The 10,795-nt window shown below is 68.3% G+C and carries 10 protein-coding genes and 1 tRNA gene; 7 read left to right on the top strand and 4 right to left on the bottom strand.

The window, feature by feature from the left end:
• Positions 1–543, top strand: a 543-nt coding sequence (locus tag DID99_RS18895) for an aminotransferase class III-fold pyridoxal phosphate-dependent enzyme (RefSeq protein WP_124667283.1), incomplete at its 5' end; no start/stop codon positions are given.
• Positions 544–561: 18 nt separating this feature from the next.
• On the opposite strand, the gene cysC is transcribed toward DID99_RS18895, so the two are convergent.
• From cysC to DID99_RS18880, 3 genes are all read right to left on the bottom strand, one after another.
• Positions 562–1,101: an adenylyl-sulfate kinase gene (gene cysC / locus DID99_RS18890; protein WP_124667282.1), complete on the bottom strand. Its 540-nt coding sequence runs from the start codon at positions 1,099–1,101 to the stop codon at positions 562–564.
• 275 nt (positions 1,102–1,376) lie between these two features.
• Positions 1,377–1,451, bottom strand: a tRNA-Val gene (locus DID99_RS18885).
• 83 nt (positions 1,452–1,534) lie between these two features.
• Positions 1,535–2,017 carry an Lrp/AsnC family transcriptional regulator gene (locus DID99_RS18880; protein WP_124488334.1) on the bottom strand — a complete coding sequence of 161 codons (483 nt, stop codon included), beginning with the start codon at positions 2,015–2,017 and terminating at the stop codon, positions 1,535–1,537.
• Positions 2,018–2,208: 191 nt separating this feature from the next.
• Between DID99_RS18880 and DID99_RS18875 the strand changes: the two genes are divergently transcribed.
• The 4 genes from DID99_RS18875 to DID99_RS18860 all read left to right on the top strand — a co-directional run bounded on the left by DID99_RS18875 (position 2,209) and on the right by DID99_RS18860 (position 6,516).
• A complete protein-coding gene (locus DID99_RS18875) occupies positions 2,209–3,423 on the top strand; it encodes an amino acid aminotransferase (RefSeq protein WP_044847661.1) in 1,215 nt (404 codons plus the stop codon).
• A gap of 30 nt (positions 3,424–3,453) precedes the next feature.
• The gene (locus DID99_RS18870) at positions 3,454–3,840 is read left to right on the top strand and encodes a RidA family protein (protein WP_124667281.1); all 387 of its coding nucleotides are present in this window, start codon (positions 3,454–3,456) and stop codon (positions 3,838–3,840) included.
• A gap of 94 nt (positions 3,841–3,934) precedes the next feature.
• Positions 3,935–5,005, top strand: a complete 1,071-nt coding sequence (locus DID99_RS18865; RefSeq protein ID WP_409362703.1) for a porin — start codon at positions 3,935–3,937, stop codon at positions 5,003–5,005.
• A 92-nt stretch (positions 5,006–5,097) separates the two neighbouring features.
• Entirely contained in the window at positions 5,098–6,516 is a 1,419-nt protein-coding gene (locus DID99_RS18860) for an amino acid permease (RefSeq protein WP_124667279.1), read from the top strand.
• A 36-nt stretch (positions 6,517–6,552) separates the two neighbouring features.
• Here the strand turns inward: DID99_RS18860 and DID99_RS18855 are convergent, their stop codons facing one another.
• A complete protein-coding gene (locus DID99_RS18855) occupies positions 6,553–7,455 on the bottom strand; it encodes a LysR family transcriptional regulator (RefSeq protein ID WP_124522172.1) in 903 nt (300 codons plus the stop codon).
• A gap of 174 nt (positions 7,456–7,629) precedes the next feature.
• Here DID99_RS18855 and DID99_RS18850 point away from each other — a divergent pair, with 174 nt between their 5' ends.
• Together DID99_RS18850 and DID99_RS18845 are read left to right on the top strand one after the other, a co-directional pair.
• Complete coding sequence (locus tag DID99_RS18850) at positions 7,630–9,384, top strand: acyl-CoA dehydrogenase family protein (RefSeq protein WP_124667278.1); 1,755 nt, start codon at positions 7,630–7,632, stop codon at positions 9,382–9,384.
• Positions 9,381–10,619 carry a CaiB/BaiF CoA-transferase family protein gene (locus tag DID99_RS18845; RefSeq protein WP_124667277.1) on the top strand — a complete coding sequence of 413 codons (1,239 nt, stop codon included), beginning with the start codon at positions 9,381–9,383 and terminating at the stop codon, positions 10,617–10,619. Before DID99_RS18850 ends, DID99_RS18845 begins: the two co-directional genes overlap by 4 nt.
• Positions 10,620–10,795: the final 176 nt, after the last annotated feature.

The raw sequence follows: 10,795 nt of genomic DNA, 5'->3' as shown, positions 1-10,795 counted from the left end.
GGCTTCGAGCCGGACCTGATCACGATGGCCAAGGGCCTGACCTCGGGTTACGTGCCGATGGGCGCGGTGGGCATCCACGAACGCGTCGCGCGCCCGATCATCGACAACGGCGAATTCAATCACGGCCTCACGTACTCGGGGCACCCGGTCGCGGCGGCGGTGGCGGTCGCGAACCTGAAGCTGCTGCGCGACGACGGGATCGTCGAGCGCGTGAAGCACGACATCGGGCCGTACTTCCAGCGTCGGCTGCGCGAAGCGCTCGGCGATCATCCGATCGTCGGCGAGATCGCGGGGGCGGGGCTGGTCGCGGGCGTACAGCTCGCGCGCGATCGCGCGCGGCGCGAGCGGTTCGACGCCGGCGCCGATATCGGCACGATCTGCCGCGACTTCTGCTTCAACGGCAACCTGATCATGCGCGCGACCGGCGACCGGATGCTGCTGTCGCCGCCGCTCGTGATTCGCGAGGGGGAGGTCGACGAGATCGTCGACAAGGCGAAGCGCGCGTTCGATGCGACCGCGGAACGGGTCGGGCGGGTGAGGTGAGCGAACGCAGCGCTTCGGTCAGGCGTAGTCGAAGCGCTGTTGATCGAACTCGATGATGCGCGCGACACACGCGGAGACGGACATCGTTCCGGTCTCGACAACGAGATCGGGCGCGACGGGTGCCTCATAGGGATCGGAGATGCCGGTGAACTGGCGCGTCTGGCCGGTCATGGCCTTCGCGTACAGGCGTTTCGGATCGCGCGCGGAGCAGGTCTCGATATCGGTCTTCAGATAGATTTCGACGAAGCGCTCGTCACCGATGGTTTCCCGCGCCAGTTGCCGGTCGGCTGCATACGGGGAAATCAGCGCGACGATCACCATGATGCCCTGATTGTTCATCAGCTTCGCGATTTCGGCGGTACGTCGGCAGTTTTCGGCCCGCTCGTCGCGCCGGAATCCGAGATCGTGCGAGACGCCCGAGCGCAGTTCGTCGCCGTCGAGAATGCAGACCGGAATGTCGTGCGTGCGCAGGTACGCGGCTATCTCGCGCGAGAGCGTGGATTTACCGGCACCACTCAGGCCGGTCAACCACAGGGTATGTGAATTCGGCAATGTCATGATGTGTCGCGACGGCGTGAACCAGCCGCAATGCGCGTGCCGGATTCCGTTCGTCTTCTTGATGGTGGGAAGCCGGTGCCGCTCGGCCGGCCGTCATGGTGGTCGATTCTAGTCAGCCGCTATTCGTACACCGTTACCAATTCGTTACCGATTATTACGTACTGGCCGATGGCGCGCGTCGGAATCACGCGATTATCTCTTGGACGTGTGCATTACGAGTGCGACGCACAAAACGAAAAGGGCCTGCGTCGTGAGACGCAGGCCCTTGAATTCTTTGGTGGGCGGTACTGGGATCGAACCAGTGACCCCTGCCGTGTGAAGGCAGTGCTCTACCGCTGAGCTAACCGCCCAAAGAAGCTGAAATTATGTCAGAGCTTTTCGGGTTCGTAAAGCACTTTCTTCAAATATTTTTCAGGCCGGTGCAAAAGGTGCGTCAGCCGGCCGTCGACGGCTCGACGAGATCGAGGATCGAGCCGTCGCGCTTGAGCGTCGCGAGCACGATGCTCGAATTGATCGACATCACGCCCGTCGCGCGATGCAGCCGGTTGATCACGAAGTCCGAGTAGTGGTCGAGGTCGCGCGCCCGCACCGTCAGCACGTAGTTCGAGCCGCCCGTCACGATCTGCGCGGCGATGACTTCCGGCCACTGCTGGATCGCCTCCACGAAGCGGTCGTGCCATTCGGGCACGTCCGGCCGCATCGACACGTGCACGAGCGCCTCGAATGCGACGCCGACCTTCTTCGGCTCGATCGTGCAGCGGTAGCCGGAAATGGCGCCGCGTTCCTCGAGCAGCTTCACGCGCCGCAGGCACGCCGACGGCGACAGCGCGACCGCGTTCGCGAGGTCCTGATTGCTGATGCGTCCGTCCCGCTCGAGGTGCCGGAGGATCCGCATGTCGGTTCGATCCAGATTCATTTCGCAGAATCCCGTCATTTTTTAGATGGTAGGCGCAGACTCTACTGCAATCGGCGGGATTCGTCATCGAAAAGTGAAGCTCATTCTATTTCGTCCTCGATAACATGCGCCCCATGCCTCGACCGCACGGCCTGACGTGCCGTCACGCCGCCGGCCGTATCGCCGCCTTCAACCCCGACCGTCATTCCGCCATGTACGAACACATTCCCGCCTATCCGGGCGATCCGATCCTGTCGCTGTTCCAGGCGTTCCAGCAGGATGCCCATCCGCACAAGGTCAACCTCAGCATCGGCCTCTATTACGACGACGCGGGCCGCATCCCCGTGCTGGAGAGCACGCGCCTCGCGGCCGAGCGCCTGCGCGAAGCCGGCGCGCCGCATACGTATCTGCCGATGGAAGGGCTCGCCGCGTATCGGCAGGGCGTGCAGCGCCTCGTGTTCGGCGCCGGTTGCGCGGCGCTCGCGCAAGGACGCATCGCGACGCTGCAGACGCTCGGCGGCTCGGGCGCGCTGCGGCTCGGCGCCGAATTCGTGAAGCGCTATTTCCCCGACAGCGCGATCTGGATCAGCGATCCGACGTGGGACAACCATCGCGTGATCTTCGCGGCGGCCGGCCTCGACGTGCACACGTATCCGTACTACGACGCAGCGCGCAACGACCTGCGCGTCGACGCGATGCTCGCGGCGCTCGACGCGCTGCCCGCGCGCAGCATCGTGCTGCTGCAGCCGTGCTGCCACAACCCGACGGGCCTCGACCTCGACCGCGACGCATGGCGCGCGGTGATCGACGTGCTCGCGCGCCGCGGGCTGATTCCGTTCCTCGACATGGCGTACCAGGGCTTCGGCGATGGTCTCGATGACGACGCATGGGCCGTGCGCGCGATCGTCGAAGCCGGGCTGCCGGCGATCGTCAGCAACTCGTTCTCGAAGAATTTCTCGCTGTATGGCGAGCGCGTCGGCGGCCTGTCGATCGTCTGCGCGAGCGCGGGCGAAGCGGCGACGGTGCTGAGCCAGTTGCAGGCCGGCGTGCGCCGCACCTACTCGAGCCCGCCGCTGTTCGGCGCGCAGCTCGTGTCGGCGGTGCTGAACGACGACGTCCTGCGCGCGTGCTGGGAAGACGAGGTGGCCCAGGTGCGCACGCGCATCAAGCGCATGCGCGGCGCGCTGAAGGCGCGGCTCGACGCGCGCTTGGCCGGGCCCGCGTTCGACGCGCTCGTCACGCAGCGCGGCATGTTCAGCTATACGGGCATCGCCGCGGCCGACGTGGACCGGCTGCGCGCGTCGCACGGCGTCTACCTGCTGCGTTCGGGCCGCATGTGCATCGCGGGCCTGAACGACGCGAACGTCGAGCACGTCGCGTACGCGATCGCCGACGTGCTCGGCGGCACGTCGCGCCAGGCTGCCTGAGCGGCCGATCCCGAACCGAAGGAGGACACGATGGCAGACACGATCCCGGTCGACTTGCCGCAACTCGCGCAGCCGTTCTCGTGGGCGACCCGCGCGGGCGGGCTGATGTTTACCGGCCACGGCCCGGTCGATGCGTCCGGCGCGATCGCAGGCGACACGATGACGGGGCAGGCGCGCCTCACGCTCGGCAATCTCGCGAAGGCCGTCGCGGCGGCCGGCGCGACGATGGACGACGTCGCGCAGGTGCTCGTCTACCTGTCCGACGTGAAGGCGATGCCCGAATTCGACGCCGAATACCGGCGCCACTTTCGCGAACCGTACCCGAACCGCACGTGCGTGGGCGTGCAGGGCTTCGCGCACCCGGACATGTGCGTCGAACTCGTCGCATACGTGGCGTTGCCGGCGGCACGCGGCTAGAAAGCACGCAACTCGGCGCGGATTGCAGTACCCACGATTACCGACATACCCCAACCAGTACACATCGATAATTCAGACAAGGATGGAGACGAAGATGAAGAGTATCAATAGGTTCGCACTACCGACGATTGCCGGCCTGCTCGCCGCGAGCGGCGCGATGGCGCAGAGCAGCGTGACGCTGTACGGCATCGTCGACCAGAGCATTCGCTACACGACGCATGCGAACGCGTCGAACGACGCGAGCGTGCAGATGACCAACGGTGCGATCACCAACAGCCGCTGGGGCCTGAAGGGCAGCGAAGCGCTCGGCGGCGGCCTGACGGCGATCTTCCGGCTCGAGAGCGGCTTCGAGCCGCAGAACGGGCAGCTCGACGGCGCGCTGTTCGGCCGCTACGCGTATGTCGGCCTGGCGAGCGACTGGGGCACCGTGAAGCTCGGCCGGCAGGCGACCGAGGCATTCAACCTGTTCGGCGATCTCGATCCGCTGACGGTCGGCAACTACACGGCCAACATGTGGCCGTACTTCCTCACGCAGGGCCGCGCGAGCAACGTGGTCAGCTACGACGGCACGTTCGGCGGGCTGAACGTCGGCGCGAGCTACGGCTTCGGCGGCGTCGCGGGCAGCCTCGGCGCGAATTCGTACTGGGGCACGCACGTGTCGTACACGCTCGGCGGGCTGATGGTCGGCGCGACCTACCAGCAGGTGCGCGACCTGACGAGCCGCGCGCAGCAGGCGTGGGGCGCGGGCGCACGCTATGCGTTCGGCGCGGCGACGCTGTACGCGGGCTATCTCGGCGGCATCGACCGCACGGGCATGCTCGACCGGCAATTGCTGAACGCGCCGGGCCGCGACGTGACCTACGGTGCGTTCGCCGACAATCCGCGCCGCGACGCGATCTTCTATACCGGCGCGAGCGTGAAGGTCACGCCGGCGGTTTCGGTGACGGGCGTCGCGTACTACGACGACATCCGCAACGTCAACGGCATCGCCGGTAACGGCGGAAAGCGCTACACGGGCGTGCTCGAGGCCGAGTACGCGCTGTCGAAGGCGACGCAGGTCTACGCGACGGTCGACTACAACCGGGTGACCGGCGGCGCGTTCACCGAAATGCCCGGACGCGGCAACCAGACGGGCATCGCGGCCGGCTTGCGCCACCTGTTCTGAGCATGCGGCGCGCGGTGGCCGGTGCGGTCCGGCACCGGTCCGTGCGCCGTCGACGTTTCGGCCGGACACACGCTTTCGAACGAGGTCATTCGATGCAACCAGAAGGGCAATTCCAGCACATCGCGGCGCGCGAGCAGGGTCTGCGCCGCACGCTTTCCGCACGGCAGATGGCGATGATCGCGATCGGCGGTGCGATCGGCACCGGTCTCTTTCTCGGCAGCGGGTTCGCGATCGGCTTCGCGGGCCCGAGCGTGCTCGTCAGCTACGCGATCGGCGCGTTCATCTCGCTGTTGCTGATGGGCTGTCTCGCGGAGATGACGGTCGCGCATCCGACCTCCGGGTCGTTCGGCGCATACGCCGAACATTACGTGAGCCCGTGGGCCGGGTTCCTCGTGCGCTATGCGTACTGGGCGTGCATCGTGCTCGCGGTCGGCACCGAAGTCACCGCGATCGCGCTGTACATGAAGTACTGGCTCCCGGGCGTGCCGGGCTGGCTGTGGATCGTCGGCTTCTCGGCGCTGCTCGTGTTCGTCAACGCGCGCAGCGTCGACGTGTTCGGCGCGGTCGAATACGGCTTCTCGGTCGTGAAGATCGCGGCGATCGTCGGCTTCATCGTGCTCGGCGCGTACGTCGTGTTCGGCAATCCGGCACTGGTCGGCGACGGTGCGGCCCGCGCGGGCTTCCACCATTACACCGGGCACGGCGGCTTTTTCCCGAAGGGCATGTGGGGGATGTGGGTCGCGGTGATCGTGTCGATCTTCAGCTACCTGAGCATCGAGATGATCGCGGTCGCGGCGGGCGAGGCGGAGGATCCCGAGCGCGCGGTGACGCGCGCGTTCCGCTCGACGATCGTGCGGCTCGTGCTGTTCTACCTCGTCACGCTCGCGCTGATGCTCGCGATCGTGCCGTGGACGGCGGCGGGGCGCGACGAGAGCCCGTTCGTGAAGGTGATGGAGGCGATCCACCTGCCGGGCGCGGCCGGGCTGATCAACTTCGTCGTGCTGATCGCCGCGCTGTCCGCGATGAACAGCCAGCTCTACATCACGACGCGGATGATGTTCAGCCTGTCGCGCGCGGGTTATGCGCCGAAGGCGCTCGGCCAGGTCGACGCGCGCGGCGTGCCGTTCGGCGCGCTGCTGCTGTCGACGCTCGGCATCGCGCTCGCGACGGTCCTGAGCGTGCTGTACCCGGACGCGTCGTTCACGATCATGATGGCGGTGTCGATGTTCGGCGCGCTGTTCACGTGGATGATGATCTTCGTCACGCATTACTGCTTCCGGCGGCGTCGCGCGGCGCTCGGTTTGCCGGCGCCCGCGTTCCGGATGCGCGGCTTTCCGCTGCTGACGCTGCTCGGCGCGGCGCTGATGCTCGCGGTGATGGTGACGACCTACTTCACGGCCGAATTCCACATGACGCTGATCTTCGGCATTCCGTTCCTGGTCGCGCTGTCCGTCGTGTACGCGGTGTGGTACCGGCGCGCGCAGCCGGCGCTGCAGCCGGAAGCGAAGTAACGGGGAAGTGCCGGCGCGAAATGTCGGCGCGCGGGCTCAGCCCGCGAGCGCGGGCAGCGCGTCGATCGATGCGCGCACGTAGTCGGCGAAGCGCAGTGCGACCGGTTCGGCAGTGCCGCTGCGCTTCAGTTCGAGCGTGCGCGATTCGAGCGACGCATCCTTCAGCGGCCGGAACGCGAGGCGGTCGCTCTTCACCTGCTGCAGCACGCGCGGCACCAGCGCGATGCCCATGCCGAACTCGATCATCGACAGGATCGTCTGCCACAGCCGCGCCTCGTGACGGATCAGCGGGCTGAATCCCGCGTTCACGCATTGCGCGATGATCAGGTCGTGATAGTGCGGCGCCGCGTCGCGCGGAAACAGGATGAACGGTTCCTCGGCCAGCGTGGCGAGCGCGACCTGACGGCGCCGCGCGAGCGGATGCGCGGCCGGCAGGCAGCAGACGAACGGTTCCGCGTAGACGGGCGCCGATTCGACCTCGGGCGGGCAGTGGCCCCAGTGCGCGTAGCCGAGATCGATCTGGCCACGCTGGATCGCCTGCACCTGCGCCTGCGTGTTCATCTCGCTCAGCACGATCTCGACGCCCGGGTAATCGGCTTCGAAGCGCCGCACCGCATCGGGCAGCCCGCGATACAGCATCGAATGGACGAAGCCGATCCGCAGCCGGCCCGCGAGGCCGGACGCAGAGCGCACCGTGAGCCGTTCGGCCTCGGCCGCCTGCAGCAGCAGCCGGCGCGCTTCGCCGAGCAGCACCGCGCCCGCGTTGGTCAGCGCGACCGTCTTGTTGGTGCGCGAAAAGAGCTGCACGCCGAGCGCGTCCTCGAACTTGCGGATGTCGAAGCTCAACGCCGGCTGCGAGATGAACAGGCGCTTCGCCGCGCGCCCGAAATGCAGTTCCTCGGCGACCGCCACGAAGTAGCGCAACTGCCTCAGTTCCATGCTGTCTCCTTCCCGCATCGGCATCGATAAGCGTCGTCTATCGTACCGGATAAATCCTGTATTGGACGCTTATCGATCGCGCGCCTACGCTCTGCTGAACGCCTGGCATCAGCCGGCCGCGCTGCCGCCGCGCGGCGCCGGCCGATAGCCGGGCGCCATCCTGGAGACGCATGCATGAACGACATCGCTCGCACGCCGGACACCGGCGCGGCCAACAACATCCCCGATAGCCGGGGCATCAATTTCTTCACGGCCGATCCCGATCTCGGCGCGTTGCTGAAACTGCATCTCGGTGACGCGCGCTACGCGGAACTCGAACCGCAGCTGCACGCGCTCGGCGCGCGCGTGTCGGGCGAGCTCGACGCATGGGCGTCGCGCGCGGACAAGCATCCGCCCGTGCTCGAACACCGCAACCGGCGCGGCGAAGCCGTGCAGCGGATCGACAAGGATCCCGCGTACGTCGCGCTCGAACGCGTCGCATATTCGGAACTCGGGCTTGCGTCGCTGAGCCACCGGCCCGAGGCGGTCGCGCCGCTCGTCAAGTACGCGCTGACGTTCCTGTTCGTGCAGGCCGAATTCGGGCTGTGCTGCCCGGTCAGCATGACCGATTCGCTGACGCGCACGCTGCGCCGCTTCGGCGACCCGGCACTCGTCGAGCGCTATCTACCGATGCTCGCATCGCGCGATTTCGACACGCTGTTCCAGGGCGCGATGTTCATGACCGAACAGGCGGCCGGCTCCGACGTTGGCCGCATCGCGACGCGCGCGGTGCGCGAAGCCGACGCGCAGGGCGAGGCGGTGTGGCGCCTCTTCGGCGACAAGTGGTTCTGCTCGAACGCTGACGCCGACCTGGCGATGGTGCTCGCGCGGCCCGACGGCGCGCCGGACGGCATCAAGGGGCTCGCGTTGTTCCTGCTGCCGAAGACGCTGCCGGACGGCACGCGCAACCGCTACCGGATCGTGCGGCTGAAGGACAAGCTCGGCAGCCGTTCGATGGCGAGCGGCGAGATCGCGCTCGAAGGCGCGCAGGCATACCTGATCGGCGAGATCGGCCGCGGCTTTCACCAGATGGCGGACATGATCAACATGTCGCGGCTGTCGAACGGCGTGCGCGCGGCGGGCCTGATGCGGCGCGCACTGAACGAGTCGCTGCACGTGGCCGCCCACCGCGCCGCATTCGGCCGCAAGCTGATCGAGATGCCGCTGATACAGCGCCAGCTGATGAAGATGCTGCTGCCCGCCGAGGCCGCGCGCGCGATGTTCATGCAGATCGCGCTGCTGCTGCCGCAGGCGGATGCGGGCGACGAGCAGGCCGCGCGCTGCGTGCGCATCCTGACGCCGCTGATCAAGTTCCGCGCGTGCCGCGACGCACGCCGTGTGACGGGCGACGCGATGGAGGTGCGCGGCGGCACCGGCTACATCGAGGAATGGAGCGATGCGCGCCTCGTGCGCGATGCGCATCTCGGCTCGATCTGGGAAGGCACCAGCAACATCGTCGCGCTCGACGTCGCGCGCGCCGCGCAGCGCGAGCAGGCGCTCGATGCGCTGCGCACGTTCCTCGCCGACCGGCTCGGCGCGGCGCCGCTGCCCGACGCGAGCCGCGCGGCGCTGCGGCGCATTCTCGCGCGCGCGTGCGATGCGCTCGCCCGGGTCGCGGCGGAAGGCGACGACGCGCGCGTGCGGCAGGCCGCGTCGGCGCTGTACTACGCGAGCGCGGCCGTGCTGATGGCATGCGAGGGCGCGCAGCTCGCGCCCGATTACCGGCGCCTCGCGCTCGCGCACCTGATCGTGCGTCACAAGCTGTTGCCGGTCGATCCGCTCGCGCCGGCGTCGCGCGACGACGAGGCAGCGGCGTTCGATGCGTTGCTGCGCGGCACGCCGGTACCGCTCGACATGGCGCTCGACCTGCTGCCGGAGGTCGAACGATGAGCACGACGAAAGCGACGGAAGCGACGGAAGCGACGAAAGCGACACGCGGCGCACTTGACGGCCTGAAGGTCGTCGACCTGAGCCGCGTGCTCGGCGGCCCGTACTGCACGCAGGCGCTCGCCGACCACGGCGCGACGGTGATCAAGATCGAGCCGCCGGGCGGCGACGAGACGCGCGGCTGGGGGCCGCCGTTCCTCGGCGACACCGCGTGGTACTTCATGGGCGTGAACCGCAACAAGGAGGGCGTCGCGCTCGACCTGTCCCGCGACGAAGGGCGCGCGATCCTGTGGCGCCTGCTCGAGAGCGCCGACGTGCTCGTCGAGAACTTCAAGCCCGGCACGCTCGCGCGCTGGGGCATGGACTACGCGCGCGACCTGCAGCCGCGTTTCCCGCGCCTGATCCACTGCGCGGTGACGGGCTTCGGCGACGACGGCCCGCTCGGCGGGCTGCCCGGCTACGACGCGGTGATCCAGGCGATGGCCGGGCTGATGAGCGTGAACGGCGAGCGCGACGGCGACGCGACGCGCATCGGGCTGCCGATCGTCGACATGGTCACCGGACTCAACGCGCTTGCCGGCATCCTGCTCGCGCTCGCGGAGCGCGAGCAGAGCGGGCAGGGCCAGTCGATCGACATCGCGCTGTACGACTGCGGCGTGTCGCTGCTGCATCCGCACCTGCCGAACTTCTTCGGCTCGGGGCGCGTGCCCGAGCGCAGCGGCAACGCGCACCCGAACATCGCGCCGTACGACAGCTATCGCACGGCCACCGTGCCGATCTTCCTCGCGGTCGGCAACGACCGGCAGTTCGCGCGGCTCGTCGCGCATCTCGGCGCGCCGGCGCTGGCCGGCGATCCGCGCTTCGTCGACAACCGCAGCCGCTGCGCGCACCGGCCCGAACTGAAGGCCGAACTCGAGACACGGCTCACCGCGCATCCGTGCGAGCCGCTCGCGCGCGACCTGATGGCGGCGGGCGTGCCGTGCGGGCCGGTGCGCACGGTCGCCGACGTCGCGCGCGATCCGCATGCGCTGCACCGCGACTTGTTCGTCGAGATCGGCGCGTATCGCGGCACCGCATCGCCGGTGAAGCTGTCGCGCACGCCGGCGACCTATCGTTCGCCGCCGCCCGCGCTCGGCCGTGACACGCGCGCGGTGCTCGACCGCCTCGGCGTCGATCCCGCGCTTCAGCGGCAACTGCTCGACGCGGGCGTGCTGAAGGTCGCGCCGGACCCGGCGTGACCGGACGAGTGGCCCTGCAGGTGAGTGACCTGGACCGACAGATCGCGACGTAAAGCGACGTTGGGCAGCGTAAAGCTGCCCCGCGTCGAGCAATCGCTCGTAACGCAACTCCGCCAGCCGGCGGCGCAAGGCCGGCCATCCGGCAACGCGCGCGACAGTCGCGCCGCCGATCACAA

The organism is Burkholderia sp. Bp8986 (assembly GCF_003854225.1).
Lineage (GTDB): Bacteria > Pseudomonadota > Gammaproteobacteria > Burkholderiales > Burkholderiaceae > Burkholderia.
The sequence above is the reverse complement of the archived record's forward strand: the minus strand, read 5'-3'. Positions and strand labels throughout refer to the sequence as shown.